This window comes from uncultured Gemella sp. (assembly GCF_963529685.1).
Classification (GTDB): Bacteria; Bacillota; Bacilli; order Staphylococcales; family Gemellaceae; genus Gemella.
Window position 1 is genome coordinate 1 of sequence record NZ_CAUSAI010000032.1, and the last position, 19,360, is coordinate 19,360.

Here is a 19,360-nt window from a genome sequence, read left to right on the forward strand (position 1 = left end):
CTGAACGCTTTTAATACGAACAGAGTTATTTTTCAGTGAGTTAATCACATACCTATTTATTATAAATAATAATTACGAAAAAATCAAGTACTTTTACTAATATTTATAAACTTTTTTTGTTGACACCTATCACAACTTTTATACTTAAGTTTCTAAAATTCAGTTGTAATTTAAATTTAAAAGGAGGCCTCCTATTTTTCGAATTTTCATCGATAGTTACCTCCTTTAAACTTATTTACTTTTAACTTCTTTTGTTGCTACATCTTCCCCAAACCATTTTTTAGAAATTTCTTGGAATTTCCCTATTTTATATAGTTCATAGAAAGCTTCATTGATTTTGTTTACAAGGGTTATATCTGCTTTTCTTGCTCCTACGGCAAAAGCTTCACTCTCATATCCTGCATTTAGAATGCTATAATCATCAAGTTTGTTTTGTTGTTTTAAATAATAATTTGCATAAACTCTGTCAATCAATAAAGCATCTATTCGGTCATTTTCTAAATCTATCAAAGCCTCATTAAAACTCTCATATTGAGTTGCATCATTGTTTTTAACAATATTTTTTAGCACTTCTGGTTTCTCATTAAAAGTATCATATCCAGATGAACCATTTTGAGCACCTAGCACCTTGTCTTTTAACTGAGATATTGATTTAATATTTTTTGATTTTTTTACCACAATAACTTGTTCATTAACCATATACTGTTTAGTAAATTGAACAACACTTTCTCTTTCTTCAGTTTTTGAATAACCGTTCCAAATCAAGTCGATATTACCATTTTTTAATTCAGTTTCTTTTAAGTCCCAGTTAATAGCCTGCCACTCTACCTTAATTCCATATTTTTCAAATACAGCATTCGCAAGGTCTATATCAAAACCAATATTTTTTCCACTTTTATCTTGGAACCCCATAGGTACAAAGGTATTATCAAAACCAATTACAACCTTCTTATAAGTTTGAAAATCATTCCAGTTATCTTTTCTTGGTTTTTCTTTTCCTCCTGATGCGCAACCAGTAGCTATTAGAACAGTAATAATAAGTGTAATAAGGAATTTTAATTTTCTCATTTAATCACCTCTTATTTTGGTTCTACTTTCACAATACTATCCGCTATATTTTCAGCAAATTGTAAATCATGCGTTACGACAATCTGAGTAATACCTAGTTCTCTATTTTTCAGAATTAATTTTTCAACTTCCAATCTAAGTTCAGGATCTAAAGCACTGGTTGGTTCATCATATCCTATAATTTTTGGTTCAATCATCATAGCTCGAGCTAACGCTACACGTTGTTTTTGCCCTCCAGATAATGAAATAGGATAACTAGCAACTTGTTTTTCTAAACCAAGTTTTTCTAATAACTCAATAGCTTTTTTATCCGCTACTTCTTTAGGCATATTCATAGTTTTTATCGGTGATAAAACTAAATTTTCTAGCACTGTCAAATGTGGAAATAGCTGAAAATCTTGAAATACGAATCCTAACAAATTCCTTTTTTCTAATTCATCTATAGGGAGAGAATCACCATTATAAATAATTTCACCAGAATCTATCTTTTCTAATCCAGCTAACATTCTTAATAAAGTAGTCTTACCACCACCAGAAGGTCCTACTATTGCTAAAATCTTATTCTCTTCAACTGTTAAATTAAAATCTGATAATATTTGTCGATCTTTAAATTTTTTACTGATATTTTTTAATTCTAACATAAGTTACCTCCTATCATAATTATAACGTTTTTCAACTCGTTTAGACACAATAGTTACTATACCTATTAAGATTAGATAAATAGCTCCAGCTACAAACATAGGTAATAAACTAGCATCCCTATTAGCCGCCGTTCTACTAGCTAAAATTAAATCACTAATACCTAGGGCATAAACTAGCGATGTATCTTTAACTAAACTCATTATCTCGTTAAATACGCTCGGTAAAACAATTTTTATTACTTGAGGTAAGATAACATACCTAATCGTCTGAAACTGTGTGAATTTTAATACTGTGGCAGCTTCATATTGTCCTTTTGGTATAGATTCAATACCACCTCTAAAAATTTCAGCAAAATAAGCTGCGTAGTTTAACGTGAATGCAATTATAGCAGCAGGTAATCTATCGAAACGTATTCCCACCGATGGTAGTATATAATAAATAAAAATTAACTGTAGTAATAATGGTGTTCCACGCATAATCCAAATATAAATATTAATAAAATAATTTAATAATTTTATATTAAAACGCATTATGAATGCAATAAAAATACCTAACGGTATAGATAAAATTAACACAAGAAAAAATACTTCTAATGTTGTAACTGCACCATTCATTAAACTAGGTAATATCTCTAATAAATATTCCATATATATTCCTCCTTTTTTATATTATAACCCCTCTCTACAGCCATGTAGTTGGTTGTTATTTAAAATTACCACTATTATAGCACACTTTCAAACAAAGAAAAACCCCTTATTTTACTAAGGGGCTAAATATCTTATTTATTTAATTTTGAATCGTGGAATTTTTTCATAATTCCTTCTTTAGATAATAAACTTCTAACTGTGTCAGAAGGTTGAGCTCCATTACCTAACCATTTTAATGCTAACTCTTCATCGATTTTAACTTCTGCTGGTTCTTTAACAGCATTGTAAGTACCGATAGTTTCGATAGAACGTCCATCACGTGGAGATCTTGAATCAGCAACAACGATACGGTAGAAAGGTGATTTTTTAGCACCTAATCTTTTTAAACGGATTTTTACTGCCATGTTTGTACTCCTTATGTTTCAACTTTTTATTAATTTTATGTGTGTGTTTATGAAGTGTTTTAATGAAAAAGTTGAATCTATAACGCTAAGTTTTCTAAGCTAGATATTATTCTAACATTAAAATAAATGTATGTCAATAGTTTTCGGCGAAAAATGTCAACTTTTTTTGTTGACTCACCTAAACCTTATTATAACAAGTTTTCTTTAACATGTAAAGATAAAATATTTATAAAAAATTGTCTCTGTAATTAAGCAAAACACCTTTTTAACATTAAAAATAGAAGTGTACATTGTTTTATTCTTAATCTACACTCCTATTTTTTTATTAATCTTCTAATACTTTAGCTATTTCTTTTAGAACCTGGTCTTTTCCTATCTTCGTAACAGAAGAAAATGGAATAATCGCCATATTATTAGTCAAGTCTAATTCACGCTTTATGATTCCTGTATTTTTAGCAAGTTCATTTTTAGATATTTTATCAATTTTTGTCATGACTATAACAAATGGAATTTCATAATAATTAAGAAATTCATTCATTTCTATGTCATCCTGAGACGGTTTATGTCTACTATCTATTAAGTGTAAGACAAAACCTAGATTTTCACTATTAGTGAAATATTCTACAATCATATCGTACAGTTTTTCTTTTTCTGGTTTAGATAACTTAGCATAACCATAACCTGGAACGTCCACTAAAACAACTTTATCATCTACATCAAAGAAATTCAATGTGCGAGTTTTACCAGGTTTTGAAGATACACGTGCATAATTTTTTCTTTCTAATATTGTATTAATAAAAGATGATTTACCAACATTAGATCGACCACACATTGCAACTTCAGGTTTATCATGCTCTGGATATTGTTTTCTTGATACTGCACTAATAAGTAGATCGACATTATGTGTATTTAACTTTATCATTATTATTCTCCAAATACTATTTTAAACACTTCTTGAATATTATCTACTGTATGAATAGTTAATTTTTCAAGAACTTCTTCTGGAATATCAATTAGATCTTTCTTATTCTTAGTTGGAATAATTATAGTATTAATATTCATTTTCTCTGAACTTAAGATTTTTTCTTTAACTCCGCCTATTGGTAAAACTTTCCCATGCAACGTCATTTCACCAGTCATAGCGATATTGTTATCAACTGCTTTTTTAGTAAGAGCTGAATATACTGAAGTAGTAATTGTTATACCCGCAGAAGGACCGTCTTTAGGAACTGCACCTTCTGGAACATGTAGATGAATATCAATTTCTGAAAAATTAATATCTTCAATTCTCAGCTTTTCAGCATTTGAGCGTAAGAAAGAGATAGCCATTTGAGCTGATTCTTTCATTACATCTCCTAACTTACCAGTTAAGATAATTTTACCTGTACCTTTTGAGATACTCGTTTCAGTTTCTAATGTATCTCCACCTACTACAGTATAAGCTAAACCATTAACTAATCCAATCTCAGGTTTTACATTTTTATCTTTAGCACTATATTTTTCTGGACCAGCAAATTCCTCAAGGTTATTAACTCCAACCTTGATTTTTTCTTCACCCTTAAGAACTTTTAAAGCTACTTTTCTACAAACCGAACCAAAAACACGCTCTAAATTCCTAACACCAGCCTCATAAGTGTATCCATTAATTATTTTATTAATAGCTTGCTTACTAAATGTAATTTGATTTTTCTTAAGTCCATTTTCTTTAATTTGACGCGGAATTAAATATTTAGCCGCAATATTTTCTTTTTCTTTAATTGTATAAGACTCAAGTTCAATAACCTCCATTCTATCTCTAAGAGGTGCAGGGATTAAACTTAAATTATTCGCAGTAGCAATAAATAAAACTTTAGATAAGTCAAATGGAATATCTAAGTAATGATCAACAAACTCATTATTTTGCGCTGGATCAATAACTTCAAGCATCGCTGCTGCTGGATCACCTTTTATATCTGAAGCCATTTTATCAATCTCATCAAGAAGAATTACAGGATTTTTAGTCTTAATTTTTTTCAAAGATTGAATAATTTTTCCAGGTAAAGCCCCTAGATACGTTCTTCTATGTCCTCGAATCTCTGCTTCATCATGTACTCCACCTAAAGAAATACGAACAAAGCTTCTTCCCATTGATGAAGCGATCGACTTCGCTAATGAGCTCTTACCAACTCCCGGAGGACCTGATAAACATAATATTGGAGACTTCATATCATCTCTTAATTTTTTTACAGCTAAGAATTCCAAAATTCTCTCTTTAATTTTTTCTAAACCATAGTGATCTTCATTAAGAATTTTTTCTGCATTCTCTATATCAATCTCATCAGCAGTAAGATTATTCCATGGTAAAGCTACTACTGTATCTAGGTAAGTTCTAATTATAGAGTGTTCTGGACTCATCGCCGGTGTTTTTTCTAATCGATCAACTTCTTTTAATAGTACCGCTTTATCTTCTTCTGATAACTCAATAGCATTAATTGCCTGACGAATTTTTTCAATATCATCATCTTCAGGTGCAATTTGCTTCAATTCATCTTGCACTACTTTCATTTGTTCTCTTAAGAAATATTCTTTCTGTTGAGTATCGATATTCGCGCGAACTTTTTCATCTATTTCACGTTTATAACTATTACCAACTAAAAACGCTTCTAAACTTCTATTCAAGAAAATTGCTTTTTTCTCTAAATCTAATAAAAACAATACTCGTTGTTTTAGCATTTTATCAATTGGGAAGAACTTAATATTTTTATTTATAAACTTCTCTAAATCATCAGTTTTATAATAATCTATATCAAAGTTTTCTCTTTTTAAATAATTAAGAAAATTAGTTCTAATACTATTTAATAATCCAGTTTTATCAAATCCATTATCAACTATTTCTCTTATATTAATATCTAAGTGTTCTACATGATTATTATTGTATACTCCACTTTTCACCTCTGCGATGCCATAACATTGATATTCATATTTTTTATTTTTTTTATCAATAGTTAACTGTCCATAAGTTCCAAAGAAAACATTAAAGCCATTACTATCAAATACATCTTCTTCAGAAAAAGAATCATCATAACTATCAATAGGTTTTCTTTTATAAGTTACAAAAACTGGAATCTTATCTTTTTTAACAGTTTTTATTGTTTTTAAAAATTTTTTGTCCGTTACATCTATTGTATAAGTATTAGACGGAAAGAATAAATCTCTGTTCTCTAATAAATAATATTTTGTCAAAACGAACTCCTCTCTAACCTAATTATTTTAATATTGGTTTTGTTTTATTAATTACATTATCACGTGTTACTGTACAAGTCTTAATATTTTTATTACTAGGAATTTCAAACATTACATCCAATAATAATTCTTCAATAATAGAACGTAATCCACGTGCACCTGTTTTTCTTTTAATTGATTCTTTAGCTATTTCTTCTAAAGCTTCTTGTTCAAATACTAATTTAACCCCATCTAATTTAAATAAGTACTCATATTGTTTAACTACAGAATTTTTCGGCTCAGTTAGTACCCTAACTAAGTCTTTCTCATCTAATTCTTCTAGATAACAAACAACTGGAATACGACCGATAAATTCTGGAATCATACCAAACTTAACTAAATCTTCATGTTTAACTTTAGAGATAATATCCTCATTATCATTCAGCTCTTCACTCTTAGAAAAACCAATAACTTTTTCTCCAAGGCGACGTTTAATAATTTCCTCAATTCCAGAAAATGCTCCACCAATGATAAATAGTATATTCTTTGTATTAATTTTTATCATTTCTTCACCAGGATGTTTTCTACCTCCTTGTGGTGGTACACTAGCTACAGTCCCCTCTAAAATTTTCAGAAGTGCTTGCTGAACTCCTTCACCTGAAACATCACGAGTAATTGAAACATTCTCACCTTTTTTAGCGATCTTATCAATTTCATCGATATAAATTATTCCTTGTTCTGCTCTTTCTATATCATAATTAGCACTTTGAATAAGTCTAAGTAAAATATTTTCAACATCTTCACCCACATAACCTGCTTCAGTTAATGTAGTTGCATCAGAAATAGCAAATGGAACATCTAGAATTTTTGCTAGAGTTTGCGCTATTAATGTTTTCCCAGATCCAGTACTCCCTATTAACGCTATATTACTTTTTTGCAATTCTATATCATAATTTTCTTTAGCAATAATTCTTTTATAATGATTGTAAACAGCTACGGCTACTGATTTTTTCGCTTTGTCTTGGCTAATTACATACTCATTCAAATGTTTCATAATTTTTTGAGGTTCTAATAACTTAAATACCGGTTTATTTTTAGCATCCCTATATTCAATTTCTTCATCTATAATATCAGAGCATAAATCAACGCATTCATCACATATGAATACATCATTTCCTGCAATCATTTTAAAAACTTCATCTGTATTTTTCCCACAAAATGAACATCTTACTTCATCTTTATTTTTACCCATAATTACACCTCGCAATATTGAACTTTATCTTATATCTTATTATCTTTTTATTATCAAATCTATATAAAGCCCAAAAAGATACAAATTATTATACCATATTTTCACCCGATTTTCTAGCAAAGACCATTATATACTATTTAATATAAATACATTTACAATACCAGATTTTCTCAATCTAGCACTAATAATTAAATTAAAATTACATAGAACTAAAAATCTTAAAATTTTATATCTTATTCAATTTATAATATTTAAATCACTTAGTTTGTAGGCAACATTAAAATTCTATATTCTATCTTTAAGTAATTGTCTTTTAGTGGTATAATTATTCTATACACAAAATAGGAGGAATAACATGTCATTTTTTTCAAAATTAGGGGGAAATATTATTTTACCTCAAGATGTCTTAATACAATCCAAAGAAACAGCGGCAGTTTCAGGAGCAATTAACGCTACAATTGGTATTGCTACAACAAATAAAAAGGCAATGGCATTACCATCAATAAACAAAGTAATAACAGAAATTAGTAATTCAGAATATTTACCATATTCTCCTACACCAGGTTTACCTAAAATGAGAGAATTGTGGAAAGAAAAGATATTAGCTGATAATCCTACTATTAATAAAGAATATCTTTCTCTACCTATGGTAACGACTGGTATTACTCAAGGCATAGATATAGCAGCTAATTTATTTAGCGAAAAGAAAGATGCGTTGCTTCTACCTAATCTATTTTGGCAAAATTATGCGCAAATATACACTATTAAATTAGGTAATAACATCTATAAATATAATCAATTTGATGAAAACAATAATTTTAGTATCGAAAACTTTAAAACAGCTCTTTATTCAATAAAAGAGGATAAAATTTCATTAATATTAAACTTCCCAAATAATCCCACAGGGTATACGCCATCAGATGATGAGTTAACAAAATTGGTTGAAGTAATAAATATTTTCGCAAAAGAACATCCTAGTAAACAGCTTATCATCGTTTCTGATGATGCTTACTTCGGACTATTCTTCGAAGACAATCACAAAACTCCTACTTTAAGCGTAACATATAAACTTGCTGAAAATTCAAACTGTTTAATTGTAAAACTAGATGGTATAACAAAAGAATTTTATAGTTGGGGATTGCGTATCGGTTTTATCACATACTATACAAAAGACGACACTTTAAGAAAAACATTATTAGAGAAAACTCAAGGTTTCTTAAGAAGTACGACATCGTCTCCTTCTAATTTATCACAGCAAATAGCTCTTAGATTGTTAGAAAATAAACAGGCACTTTTAGAAAAAGAAGAAAACGATAGTATTATTCAAGATAGATACAACGAACTAAAATTAGCTATTTCTAAAGAAAATTTGGCTACATTAGTTACAGTACTTCCATTTAACTCTGGTTATTTCTTTACAATAAAATTACCAACAACAATTAATGCTCATGAATTTAGACTGAAATTTTTAAATGAATATAAATACGGAGTCTATTCAATGGATGATGAACATGTGAGAATCGCATTTTCATGCTTAGATAAAGAACTAATTTCAGAACTTATTAGTAAATTTAAAGAGTGTATTCAAAAATTTTAAAATAAAGAACGGGGAAACTCAAAAAACTGATTTCAAAGAAATCAATTTTGGCGAGTCAGCCCCGTTCTTATTTATTTTATAGTTCTTTTTAACAGTTCAACCATATGTTTATTTGCATTTAATTCGATATCATTATTTAATTCAATAAAATCATATGTTCCGTATTTATTGTCTAACGCTGCTTTAATCAGATAATCTGTTACATTAGGATTTTTTGGTAAAATTGGTCCATGAAGATAAGTTCCAATTAAATTGTTATAAAGAATACCTTCTTTCTTATCTTCATCGTTATTACCATAACCAACCACTACATTTCCTAGCGTTTCATAGTTATGATATGTTCTTCCACCATGATTTTCAAAGCCAACAATATTCCCAAATTTTTCAGATTCAACAAGTATATTTCCAATAAGACGCGGTGCATCTTTTTTAGACTCAGTATAAAAATCTAATATGTTTAAACCAGGTAATTTATCACCATCAACAGTTTTATAATATTCTCCTAGAAATTGATAACCACCACAAATTGTAAGTGCCGGAATACCATCTTCAATAGCTGATTTAAATTCATGTTTAATTTTACTAAATTGTTCAGTAGCTATACACTGTTCTCTATCAGATCCACCACCGATGAAAAACATATCACAATCAGTTAATTTAACACCATCTGTAGATGTAATATTTTCAATTTCAAGATTGATTCCACGCCATTCACAGCGTTTTTTCAATGCAATAACATTTCCAATATCACCATATAAATTTAATTTATCAGGCATAAAATGATATAATTTTAAATTCATAGAATTATTTCTCCAATTCTCTTTGAGTTTCAACTAAGGCTGTATAGTTGGGAATAGCTATTGCATATTTTTCACTATAACTTTTAAGTTTAACTACAGCCTCTGAGATATTTTCAAAAACTATAACATTAGCATTGACTTCACTATATTTTAACCTTAGTGCTAATTCTTTTGCTCTTTTTCCAGAACAAACTATATTCTTAATATTTTGACCTGCTAATATATTGAAATCTGTATCCCATATCCATGAGATATCAAATCCATCAGCACCATTATCATTTAAAACTAATAAGTAATTAATTTCATCCTTAATTGAATTAGCAATCGCTAAAGATGCATTTAATCCGGCTGGATTTTTAGCAAGATTTAATAATACCGTTCCACCACTAGGCAAACTAATACTTTGCATACGCCCATTTATCGGACTATAACTTTCTAAACCAGCTTTTATTTTCTCTTCCGCTAAACCTAATTCCTTTAATAAAGAATATGCTGCAAGTAAATTATAAATATTATAATCACCAGCCAACTTAGTTTCTAATTTCAGTCCATTATTAATAACCATATTTATAAATGGTTCAACAGATGCTTTAGTTACCTCATATTTTGTATCTTGGTGTTTAAAATCACATTTAGAACAATGATAAAATCCTAATTGACTATAATGAATATGATCATAAATAAGTTCCATACCACAGTTCGGACAAAATTTAGATTCAGATATTCCAAAGTCTGAAAACTCATATGCTTCTTTCGCTATACCAAAATAAATATTATCCTCTCCATATTTTGAAAGTCGTGTCACAAAGGGATCATCACTATTTAAGATTAATTGGATATTTTTACCTTCAAGTTGCTCCCCTATTGTAGCAATCAACGTATCTATTTCACCAAAACGATCTATTTGGTCTCTAAAAAAGTTATTAATAACAAACTTTGTTGGAGTAATATATTTCATAACTCTCTTAATAGAACCTTCATCAATCTCAATTATAGCTAATTTTGTATTATTTTTACCTTGGATAGCAAAAGTTGAAATAATACCATCCAACATATTTGCCCCTTCAAAATTATTAATAAAATTTTCACCCGCACACTTTAATGTGTGACCGATAAGATTTGATGTTGTTGTTTTTCCATTAGTACCTGTAACAAAAACAATTTCATCAAAATTACTAGCTAATTTAGTTAGAACGTTATCATTTACTTTCCTTAGTACCTTACCAGGTAAATCTGTACCCTTTTTTCCTGCTAATCTACTTGCAGTTCTAGTTAATCTTGCTATATTCCTATAAAATGCTAGCATACTTTCTCCTTTTATAGACTATTCTGTGTTGTGTCAAATTTATAACCAATCCCCCAAACAGTCACTATCATCTGTGCTACTTTTGGAGAAATTTTATCGAATTTTTTTCTGACGCGTTTAATATGTGTATCAACTGTTCTTAAATCAGAATAAAAATCATAATCCCATACTGCTCTTAGAATCTCATTTCGTTTAAAAGCCTTATCAGGTGATTTCGCTAAAAACAATAATAAATCGAATTCTTTCGGTGTTAATAACACCTCACTATCATCAACTATCACTTTATGCGAGTTTACATCAATAATTAATCCAGGGAAAACAAGAACATCTTTCGCATAAAGTTCCGGAGTATAAAATACACTACGCTTAGTACGTTGAAGAATAGCATTAATTCTAAGCATAAGTTCTCTTGGGCTAAAAGGTTTTATAACATAATCATCTGCACCTAATTCAAACCCTTCAACCCTACTTTGTTCGTCCGCTTGAGCAGACATAATTATTACGGGCGTAGCTTTAGTTTTTCTAAGCTCCGATAAAATCGACTTACCGTTCAACATCGGTAATTGCACATCTAATAGAACGCATGAATAATCCATATATCTCAATCTCTCTAAACCATCGTGTCCATTACTTGCTTCATCGACAATATATCCTTCTTTTTCAAGATACATAATTAATAATTTTCTTATTCTTTCTTCATCATCTATTATTAATACTCTTTCTGCCACTATCCATCACTTCCTAATTATTTACTACTTCTCACCATTCTTAGCTTTATTAATAAGTCTTTTCACTTCATGAATAGTAAGAGCTCTATATTCACCTTTTTTTAATCCTTCTAAAGTTAAATCTTCGATAGATTCACGTTTCAGTTTCATAACTTCATAACCTAATGCTTCAAACATTCTTCTTACTTGTCGATTTTTCCCTTCATGAATCGTTAATCTAACTAAAGTATTACCACTCTTGTTTTTGTTTTTTACAATATTAACTTCTGCTTTGGCAGTTTTATAATTGTCAATTCTAACACCAGAACGAAGTATTCTTAAATGATTATCTTCAAGTTTACCGTTAATTTTCGCAACATAAGTTTTCTTTATCTTATGCTTTGGGTGCGTTATTAAATTAATGAATTCTCCATCATTAGACATAATAAGTGCTCCAGACGTATCATAGTCTAATCTACCAACTGGTACTACTCTTTCATTAACACTTTCAAAAAAGTCTTTTACACATGTTCTATCTTTTTCATCAGACATAGATGTGATTACTTTTTCCGGTTTGTAAAATAGATAATATCTCTTATTTTCCTTTAATAAACGCACACCTTCAACAATAATAATGTCACTTGGTTCAGCTTTTACTCCTAATTCATTTACAACTTCACCATTTACGCTAACTTTCCCATCAAGAATCAACTGTTCAGCCTTTCTTCTTGATGTATATCCTGATGCAGCTATCAATTTTTGCAATCTTTCTGCCATATCGTCCTCCTAATTTTGTAAAAATTTATTTATCTCTTCATTACTAACAATCTCTGATTTTGGTAATTGTTCCAAACTCTCTAATCCAAAAACATCTAAAAATATATCTGTTGTTTCATATAATTTTGGTTTTCCAATAGTATCTAAAGTCCTATTAGAGACAATAAGCTCTTTACTAACAAGAGAGTGTAATATAGAATCACTACTTACACCCCTTATCTTATCGATTTGAACTTTTGTTATCGGTTGATTATAAGCTATAATTGCTAAAGTCTCTAGAGAAGCTTTAGACAACTTAACAAGATTTTTTGAAATAACAGCTTTTTTTATTACTTCTGCCATTTCTTCTCTTAATAGCATCTTATATGTTGAACCAAATTTTTTTATAACTAACGAATTATTTACTTTATTATATTCATCACAAAATACATTTAACATGTTTTCAGCTTCATGATTTTCTACTTCCATGAAAGTAGAGAAATATTCAACATTAAGCCCCTCTTCACCTTTCATAAAAAGCAAGGCCTCAATTATTTTTTTTATTTCATCTAACAACATATTAATTTTCCTTCGCTTTATATTCTAAAATGATTTCACTATCTTTGTCAACACATAGCAATTCCTGATCTTTAATCATCGCCAGTATCCCCATAAATACTAATACAATCTCATTTTTATGTGAATAAGATTTAATAAGGTCTATAAACGATATATTATTCTTATGTTTTAACTTATTAACTAGGTCTTCTTTTACTTGTTCAAATGATACCTCTCTTCGATAACTTACTAATGATACTTCATTTTCAGCCTCATCAAAAGATCTAAGAATATTCTCCATAGCCCTTAATAATTTCGAAGAAGGCATTCTCATCATTTCAACGCTAGCCTCTACATCAATATTAACACTTTCTTTATCGAGAAATTGTGCTCTTATTTTTTGAAGATTATCAAGCTTTTCACTAAGTTCTTTATAATTTTTATAATCAAGAAGCTGTTGAACTAAATCTTCCTCATCTTCTATCGTCTCATTCTCAAACTTAGGAAGTAAACTTTTACTTTTTATATGAAGCAAAGTTGCTGCCATAACAATATACTCTTCCGCATTTTCTAAAGAAAATTCATCATTGTTATTAATATATTCCAAATAACTCTCTGTAAGTTTTGCAATCGGGATATTGTATATATCAATCTCCATTTTCTCTATTAAATGCAACAGTAAATCAAGAGGACCTTGAAAAACTTCTAAGTTAACATTATACATCTATTCATTCCTTTAATTAATCATTTTTCTTGGATGATTCATCATCATTCTTTTCGCTTTATTTGCCTCTAAACTTGCAAAATACAATTTTAGACTATTAATATTTTTTAAACCCAATAATTCTTGAACCTCTTCAGCCGGAACTTTGTCCTCTAGTAAATGAATAGCCAACGAATTTCTAAAATTCATAGTATTTAATTCTTTTGACAATTTTAAATCTTGTTGACGCTTTTTAAATATTTTCCAAAAACCTTGACGACTTAATCCTTCACCATCATGATTTAAGAATAATTTACTATCATCTTTAATACCCGGATATTCCTTTTTCAATTCAGCTATATAATTTTCAATAGCCTCTGCAGATTCTCTATTTAAAGCAATAGTTCTGTATCCTTCTTTTTTTCTATATTTTAAATATCCTATTGTAGTATTAACATCTTTTAGTTCTAAATTGATACACTCTGTCGGTTTTATCCCTATTGAATACGATAATTCAAATATAGCCTTATCGCGATATCCCATTAAATTCTTAGTTTTGACATCTAAAATTTTAGAAATTTCTTGTCGTGTAAATATAACAAGATCTTGGTGTTCTTCTTTATCTATATGAACATCAATATTTATTCTATTTGGGATAATCTTTTCTATCCATAAATACTCCACAAAAATATGAACAGTTGATATAGTTCTTGATAATGTGGCTGCAGAATAATCATTTTCTCTTAGATAATCAATATATCTAGAAACAAATTCCTCATTCAACCAAGAATAATCATCCGTTGAATATCCTCTTTCCGCTAAATATAAAAAGATTTTCTTTAAATCTCGATCGTAAGAATTAATTGTATTTGAAGAAAATTCTTTTTTATTTAATAAATATTCATTGAAATTATTTAATACTGTTTCACTCATATAAATACCCCCTTAGTATTAAAGTTACCCTAATTTTTCTTTCTATATTGATTATAACATCTATAAAACTTTATGTAAATGCATTTGTAACAATTTTTAATTAAATATAAAAAAATTCCAAAACGATTTCAATTCGTATAATTATGAATTCTAAAATCGCCTTGAAATTTTATTATTTTATAATTTTTTGCTAGCAAACTTATTGTGAATTGCCATAACAAATAGTAAATTGATACATATTATAAATAGTGGAACTAATATAGCTTTGTGTAGGAAAAACTTAGACATTGCAGCTCCTAGTAGAACACCAGACAAGAAAACTCCTATTACTGTTGAATATATAAGTAAAGGCGTTTTACTCTCTTTCTTTTTCAACACAACATATTTGTACAAATGTTCGCTCATAGAACGTAAATTCCCTGTACAAAAAACACTCGCAAAGACTAAATTATTAACCTTTCTAAAACCATCAAATTGTATCGCACAAATAAATGAAATCACAATAGGGCGAATATCAATCTCAAAAAAACTATGTTTAAATATTATTAATAATAACGCGCAAATCTGAACAATTAATAACATATAAATATGCGTAAATATAGATAATTCTTTATACTTAGTTTCTATTACCTTACTTACTAAAACTCCTATAACAAATGAAAATATAGAAACCGAATAATGTATAACCTCTGGTATATTACCTTCAATTAGATCAATACCCACAAAAATTAAATTACCTGTTTGAGCATTTGCGAATATACCATCACAGTTCACAAATGTATAAGCATCAAAAAATCCTCCTACCGCAGTAAGTAATAAACAAAATACTAACTGCTCATGAACTGGTAAATTTTTATTAAATAACGTTTGTCTCAAATTCATATCTCTAATAATCAACTCCTAACATAATTAATCAAATATTGTATCCCATTTTTCAGGATTTTCATAACAATCAAAACACATTTTTAATTGCTTAACTGTCGTTCTCGTAGTAGATAATTCCGGTAAATTATCTAATGAATAAAAATCAGCTCCTAGAGTTTCAGTATTATCAACAAAACTATGATCAATATACTCACATAAAACAAATATCTTCACCATACCAAAAGGAAAATTAACGTGATGATGTTTATTATAATCTAAAACTGCAATTATTTTCAAAGGTTCCACAATTGCACCAGCTTCCTCACTAGCTTCTTTTATTACATTTTCTCTAATACTTACACTAACATCTTGATAACCACCAGGAAGCGCCCATTTACCATCTAATTGTTCCTTAACTAATAATATCTTATTATCTTTAATTATCGCTGCTCTTGTCTCCACTTTAGGTGTCTGATAACCTAATTCACCAGCAAAATCAATTTTAATCTTATCAATAGGTATATCATATTTATATGCTAACATCTCACAAGCAATCTCTCTAATTCTTTCAGAGCGTTCTCTATCGAATTTGTCTTTACTGTACGCCAAACTACATTGAGCTAAAAATTGTAATTCTTGTGCCCACTTCTTCCACACATCATCTCTATAAATTCTAAAAACATCTTCAATACGTTTCACAAAAATAGCATTCTTTATATCTAAAAAATCATATTCTTTACCTAGTATATAAACATTTATCAAAGTATCACTAAGCCTTGTTTTATCATCCGTTAAATATAAACTATTTCTTTCTAGAATATTACAATCACTTATAAATTCAAACTGCATACCCTCATCTGTAAAAACTTTAAGGATCTCATCTGTTACCTTATTTTTCATATTTATATCTATATATACTTTTTTATACATCAGCTACCTCCATACTCTTTAGATATTATAACATATCCACATACAACATCGACACAATTTTTAAAATTAAATGCTATTTTCAAATTACACTCAATAATTTTTACTCCCGTACTTTACTTTATTCTACACCTTTTCTTCTCAATTTAAAAGAAATTTATAATTAATATAAATCTTCATAAAATTCTTGCCAGTTTTCTCTATTAGATGTATAATAGTAGTTGTAAGTAAAAATTAAGGAGTGATAACAATGAAATATATTATTTCACTAATCTGGTCATTTATATTTGCTTTTATTGTAGTATTTATCGTATCTTCAATTTTAGGTACTAACGGTGAAGTTAATACACTTCGTGATTGTGCAATATTATCTGTTATGTTTACTGGATTTGTTGCATTATTAGACGTAGTAGGTTTGGATAAAAAAAGAAAAGAAGACTAATATTTATTTAATAAAAAAGATTTACTGAAAGTAGGTAATGAGGTATGCCCTCTTTCCTACTTTTTCTTTAAATACAGGAGAAAAATATATGAATAATATACTAGCAACGATGTGCTATGTGGATAATGGAGAAAGCTTTTTAATGCTTAAAAGGACAAAAAAAGAAAATGACATCCATGAAGGATTAACTATTAGTGTTGGTGGAAAATTCGAAGCTGGAGAAAGCCCGGAAGATTGTGTCATTAGAGAGGTCAAAGAAGAGACAAATTTAGATATAATTAAACCAAGGCTTCGAGGAATTATCACATTCCCAAATTTCGATGGTCAAAAAGACTGGTATACATATGTCTATACTGCACCAAACTTCAAAGGTACTCTTACAGACGACTGTAATGAGGGGGATTTAATTTGGGTGAAGAAATCTGAGATACAAAATATAAAAACTTGGGAAGGAGATTATATTTTCCTAGATTGGTTAGTCCAAAACAAACCATTCTTCTCAGCAAAATTTAATTATAAAAACAATAAATTTATTGATTACGAAGTAACATTTTACGAATAATAAGGAAGGATACTTATATGAACATCGAGCTTAATAAACAATTTTCACAACAATATACAGTAACAGAAAATAATACTGCAAAATTTATGGGAAGCGGAGATTTAAACGTCCTTGCAACTCCAAGTCTTGTAGCATTTATGGAAAACGCAGCAAAAAATTACTTGAATTCATTTTTAACGGAAAATTTAGGTAGCGTCGGAAGTAATATAAACATAAATCACATTGCTCCAACTCTTGTTGGGAAAAAAATAATAATAACAGGAAAAATTACACAAGTTATTAAAGATAAAATTATTATTTTTTCTCTAGAAGCATTTGAGAATGACAAAAAAATCGGTGATGCTGAACACACTAGAGTTATAATAAATAATGAAAAATTTATTAGTAAATTAACTAATGCATAGCATAACTCATAAAACCGAAACTTAATTTCCATATAAAAAATAAAGGCCGTAGAATTTACAGCCTTTATTTTTGGCTCTTTGTCAAGTTCGGGGCACGAGAAAAAATCACTCAAGAAATCTAGGCAGCATTTTGCTGCTTAGATTTTTTCTTATTTTCTTTAAGTTTGACATTATTTTTATATTCAGAAACAAATAATCTAGACATAATTAAAATGCGTAATCTGAAGTTACTAAAGCTAGAATATCCATAAGATACTCTCTTTAGTAGTTTTATTTTATTATTAAATCCTTCTAATGGACCGTTAGAATACTCATATTTAACAGCGTTAAGCATGTACTCTTTGTGCTTTTTCATAGTATTTATAGCTTTAGATACACCTTTAGATAATCCTCTAGTATCCATATCTATATACTTCTCTAATTCTACAGAATCTTTAGCTTTAATAGCTTCTCTAATCTCATGTACTCTCTCATAGCTAGCTGTAAATTCATCATCTATAGCTAATATATAATCTAATACTTCTTTTCTAGTTACATAGCGTTTAAAGCTTCTAGAATAGAATGTTTTTGTTGAATTTACTTTATCTCTATCTTCTAATATTACTTTCCAGAAGTTCTTTAGAATAGTGTAAGTAGAGCCTTTTTTATTCTTATATTGATTCATTAGTTTTACTCTAGCTTTATTTAATTCTCTATTAATATTTTGAACCATGTGGAATCTATCTATTATTATCTTAGCGTTAGGGAACATCTCTCTAATCATATTCATATAAGGAGGATAAATATCTATACAGATCGTTTTTACTTTCTTCCTTACTTTTCTTGGATATCTCATAAAGTATTGTTTTAATATATGTTGTGTTCTGCCATCTACAATATCTATAAAGTCATGTGTTTTAGCATCTAAGAATACAAAGCTCATCCCATTTTTACTATCTTTAGTTGATTTTATCTCATCGAAACATAGGTGCTCCGGTAAATTTGAATGAGTCTTAACTTCTACAGCTTCTCTACATGATTTCATTACTCTTACTACTGTAGATACTGATACATTACTTAATTCAGCTATATCTTTAAAAGATAATGTTTTAGATAGATTCTTCATTATGTAAAATATAAGATTTTTAGATATACTGCAGTGCTTTTGTACAAATGATGTTTCGGCACAAAACTTAGAATTACATTCTCTACATTTAAAGCGTTGTTTCTTTAATTTAAGATATGTAGGGCATTCTGACATCTTTAATAGAGTTACTTTTAATGGATCTGTGAATCCATTTTTAACTATATTATTTCCTTCTTTCTTACAACCACAGTTCGGACAACACTTTGGATTGTATGATAAAGTCCCATGAAATATGAATGTATCTTGACCACCCACATTAATTAAATCAACTTTATCCTCCATAGTTATATTTTGGTCTTTTATTAATAGTAAATTTGTGATAAAATTATTCATGACAAATATCCTTTCTTAGTTAATTATTTTTGTACACCTTAATTATATTGGATATTTGTCTTTTTGTATATAAAAATTGAAATCCGGGGCTGGAATTTTTTCCATGCCCCGGATTTAGTATACAACCT

Annotated in this window: 21 protein-coding genes; 4 read left to right on the forward strand and 17 right to left on the reverse strand. The window is 28.8% G+C overall.

Annotated elements, in window-relative coordinates:
- Positions 1-231: 231 nt before the first annotated feature.
- The 7 genes from RWS90_RS05775 to clpX all read right to left on the reverse strand — a co-directional run bounded on the left by RWS90_RS05775 (position 232) and on the right by clpX (position 7,214).
- Positions 232-1,068 (reverse strand): amino acid ABC transporter substrate-binding protein, encoded by an 837-nt coding sequence (locus RWS90_RS05775; protein ID WP_314549470.1) that lies wholly within the window; start codon positions 1,066-1,068, stop codon positions 232-234.
- Positions 1,069-1,079: 11 nt separating this feature from the next.
- On the reverse strand, positions 1,080-1,709 hold the full coding sequence (locus RWS90_RS05780) for an amino acid ABC transporter ATP-binding protein (protein WP_314549472.1): 630 nt from the start codon (positions 1,707-1,709) through the stop codon (positions 1,080-1,082).
- Positions 1,710-1,712: 3 nt separating this feature from the next.
- Positions 1,713-2,357, reverse strand: coding sequence for an amino acid ABC transporter permease (locus RWS90_RS05785; protein WP_314549474.1), 645 nt, complete (start codon positions 2,355-2,357; stop codon positions 1,713-1,715).
- A gap of 131 nt (positions 2,358-2,488) precedes the next feature.
- A complete protein-coding gene (rpsP, locus tag RWS90_RS05790) occupies positions 2,489-2,761 on the reverse strand; it encodes a 30S ribosomal protein S16 (protein WP_003145074.1) in 273 nt (90 codons plus the stop codon).
- Between the two features lie 325 nt (positions 2,762-3,086).
- A complete protein-coding gene (gene yihA, locus RWS90_RS05795; protein WP_314549476.1) occupies positions 3,087-3,683 on the reverse strand; it encodes a ribosome biogenesis GTP-binding protein YihA/YsxC in 597 nt (198 codons plus the stop codon).
- A gap of 2 nt (positions 3,684-3,685) precedes the next feature.
- Positions 3,686-5,983 carry an endopeptidase La gene (gene lon, locus RWS90_RS05800; RefSeq protein ID WP_314549478.1) on the reverse strand — a complete coding sequence of 766 codons (2,298 nt, stop codon included), beginning with the start codon at positions 5,981-5,983 and terminating at the stop codon, positions 3,686-3,688.
- A gap of 22 nt (positions 5,984-6,005) precedes the next feature.
- A complete protein-coding gene (gene clpX, locus RWS90_RS05805) occupies positions 6,006-7,214 on the reverse strand; it encodes an ATP-dependent Clp protease ATP-binding subunit ClpX (protein WP_314549482.1) in 1,209 nt (402 codons plus the stop codon).
- A gap of 355 nt (positions 7,215-7,569) precedes the next feature.
- Between clpX and RWS90_RS05810 the strand changes: the two genes are divergently transcribed.
- Complete coding sequence (locus tag RWS90_RS05810; protein ID WP_314549484.1) at positions 7,570-8,811, forward strand: aminotransferase class I/II-fold pyridoxal phosphate-dependent enzyme; 1,242 nt, start codon at positions 7,570-7,572, stop codon at positions 8,809-8,811.
- A gap of 71 nt (positions 8,812-8,882) precedes the next feature.
- On the opposite strand, the gene RWS90_RS05815 is transcribed toward RWS90_RS05810, so the two are convergent.
- The 9 genes from RWS90_RS05815 to RWS90_RS05855 form a co-directional block, all read right to left on the reverse strand.
- Positions 8,883-9,611 (reverse strand): glutamine amidotransferase, encoded by a 729-nt coding sequence (locus RWS90_RS05815; RefSeq protein WP_314549485.1) that lies wholly within the window; start codon positions 9,609-9,611, stop codon positions 8,883-8,885.
- 4 nt (positions 9,612-9,615) lie between these two features.
- Complete coding sequence (locus RWS90_RS05820) at positions 9,616-10,917, reverse strand: MurT ligase domain-containing protein (RefSeq protein WP_314549487.1); 1,302 nt, start codon at positions 10,915-10,917, stop codon at positions 9,616-9,618.
- An 11-nt stretch (positions 10,918-10,928) separates the two neighbouring features.
- A complete protein-coding gene (locus RWS90_RS05825; protein WP_314549489.1) occupies positions 10,929-11,645 on the reverse strand; it encodes a response regulator transcription factor in 717 nt (238 codons plus the stop codon).
- 24 nt (positions 11,646-11,669) lie between these two features.
- Positions 11,670-12,401: a pseudouridine synthase gene (locus RWS90_RS05830; protein ID WP_314549490.1), complete on the reverse strand. Its 732-nt coding sequence runs from the start codon at positions 12,399-12,401 to the stop codon at positions 11,670-11,672.
- Between the two features lie 9 nt (positions 12,402-12,410).
- A complete protein-coding gene (gene scpB, locus RWS90_RS05835) occupies positions 12,411-12,959 on the reverse strand; it encodes an SMC-Scp complex subunit ScpB (protein WP_314549493.1) in 549 nt (182 codons plus the stop codon).
- A 1-nt stretch (position 12,960) separates the two neighbouring features.
- Positions 12,961-13,662: a segregation/condensation protein A gene (locus RWS90_RS05840; RefSeq protein ID WP_314549495.1), complete on the reverse strand. Its 702-nt coding sequence runs from the start codon at positions 13,660-13,662 to the stop codon at positions 12,961-12,963.
- Positions 13,663-13,674: 12 nt separating this feature from the next.
- The gene (locus tag RWS90_RS05845) at positions 13,675-14,574 is read right to left on the reverse strand and encodes a tyrosine-type recombinase/integrase (protein WP_314549498.1); all 900 of its coding nucleotides are present in this window, start codon (positions 14,572-14,574) and stop codon (positions 13,675-13,677) included.
- A gap of 177 nt (positions 14,575-14,751) precedes the next feature.
- The gene (locus RWS90_RS05850) at positions 14,752-15,456 is read right to left on the reverse strand and encodes a YoaK family protein (RefSeq protein ID WP_314549499.1); all 705 of its coding nucleotides are present in this window, start codon (positions 15,454-15,456) and stop codon (positions 14,752-14,754) included.
- Between the two features lie 27 nt (positions 15,457-15,483).
- A complete protein-coding gene (locus RWS90_RS05855; protein WP_314549501.1) occupies positions 15,484-16,368 on the reverse strand; it encodes an NUDIX hydrolase in 885 nt (294 codons plus the stop codon).
- Positions 16,369-16,615: 247 nt separating this feature from the next.
- On the opposite strand from RWS90_RS05855, the gene RWS90_RS05860 reads away from it, so the two are divergent.
- From RWS90_RS05860 to RWS90_RS05870, 3 genes are all read left to right on the forward strand, one after another.
- Entirely contained in the window at positions 16,616-16,807 is a 192-nt protein-coding gene (locus RWS90_RS05860; RefSeq protein ID WP_314549503.1) for a DUF2929 family protein, read from the forward strand.
- 88 nt (positions 16,808-16,895) lie between these two features.
- Positions 16,896-17,369, forward strand: a complete 474-nt coding sequence (locus tag RWS90_RS05865) for an 8-oxo-dGTP diphosphatase (RefSeq protein WP_314549505.1) — start codon at positions 16,896-16,898, stop codon at positions 17,367-17,369.
- Positions 17,370-17,386: 17 nt separating this feature from the next.
- The gene (locus RWS90_RS05870; protein WP_314549506.1) at positions 17,387-17,773 is read left to right on the forward strand and encodes a thioesterase family protein; all 387 of its coding nucleotides are present in this window, start codon (positions 17,387-17,389) and stop codon (positions 17,771-17,773) included.
- A 118-nt stretch (positions 17,774-17,891) separates the two neighbouring features.
- Here RWS90_RS05870 and RWS90_RS05875 read toward each other — a convergent pair whose 3' ends face one another.
- Positions 17,892-19,232 carry an ISL3 family transposase gene (locus RWS90_RS05875; RefSeq protein ID WP_314549509.1) on the reverse strand — a complete coding sequence of 447 codons (1,341 nt, stop codon included), beginning with the start codon at positions 19,230-19,232 and terminating at the stop codon, positions 17,892-17,894.
- Between the last annotated feature and the right edge of the window lie 128 nt (positions 19,233-19,360).

Coding starts and splice junctions, on each gene's coding strand:
- RWS90_RS05815 (WP_314549485.1), bottom strand. CDS start 9,611: ATGAATTTAAAATTATATCATTTTATGCCTGATAAATTAAATTTATAT.
- RWS90_RS05850 (WP_314549499.1), bottom strand. CDS start 15,456: ATGAATTTGAGACAAACGTTATTTAATAAAAATTTACCAGTTCATGAG.
- RWS90_RS05855 (WP_314549501.1), bottom strand. CDS start 16,368: ATGTATAAAAAAGTATATATAGATATAAATATGAAAAATAAGGTAACA.
- RWS90_RS05875 (WP_314549509.1), bottom strand. CDS start 19,232: ATGAATAATTTTATCACAAATTTACTATTAATAAAAGACCAAAATATA.
- RWS90_RS05865 (WP_314549505.1), top strand. CDS start 16,896: ATGAATAATATACTAGCAACGATGTGCTATGTGGATAATGGAGAAAGC.
- RWS90_RS05845 (WP_314549498.1), bottom strand. CDS start 14,574: ATGAGTGAAACAGTATTAAATAATTTCAATGAATATTTATTAAATAAA.
- RWS90_RS05840 (WP_314549495.1), bottom strand. CDS start 13,662: ATGTATAATGTTAACTTAGAAGTTTTTCAAGGTCCTCTTGATTTACTG.
- RWS90_RS05775 (WP_314549470.1), bottom strand. CDS start 1,068: ATGAGAAAATTAAAATTCCTTATTACACTTATTATTACTGTTCTAATA.
- RWS90_RS05820 (WP_314549487.1), bottom strand. CDS start 10,917: ATGCTAGCATTTTATAGGAATATAGCAAGATTAACTAGAACTGCAAGT.
- RWS90_RS05780 (WP_314549472.1), bottom strand. CDS start 1,709: ATGTTAGAATTAAAAAATATCAGTAAAAAATTTAAAGATCGACAAATA.
- clpX (WP_314549482.1), bottom strand. CDS start 7,214: ATGGGTAAAAATAAAGATGAAGTAAGATGTTCATTTTGTGGGAAAAAT.
- RWS90_RS05830 (WP_314549490.1), bottom strand. CDS start 12,401: ATGGCAGAAAGATTGCAAAAATTGATAGCTGCATCAGGATATACATCA.
- rpsP (WP_003145074.1), bottom strand. CDS start 2,761: ATGGCAGTAAAAATCCGTTTAAAAAGATTAGGTGCTAAAAAATCACCT.
- RWS90_RS05810 (WP_314549484.1), top strand. CDS start 7,570: ATGTCATTTTTTTCAAAATTAGGGGGAAATATTATTTTACCTCAAGAT.
- RWS90_RS05785 (WP_314549474.1), bottom strand. CDS start 2,357: ATGGAATATTTATTAGAGATATTACCTAGTTTAATGAATGGTGCAGTT.
- scpB (WP_314549493.1), bottom strand. CDS start 12,959: ATGTTGTTAGATGAAATAAAAAAAATAATTGAGGCCTTGCTTTTTATG.
- RWS90_RS05870 (WP_314549506.1), top strand. CDS start 17,387: ATGAACATCGAGCTTAATAAACAATTTTCACAACAATATACAGTAACA.
- RWS90_RS05860 (WP_314549503.1), top strand. CDS start 16,616: ATGAAATATATTATTTCACTAATCTGGTCATTTATATTTGCTTTTATT.
- yihA (WP_314549476.1), bottom strand. CDS start 3,683: ATGATAAAGTTAAATACACATAATGTCGATCTACTTATTAGTGCAGTA.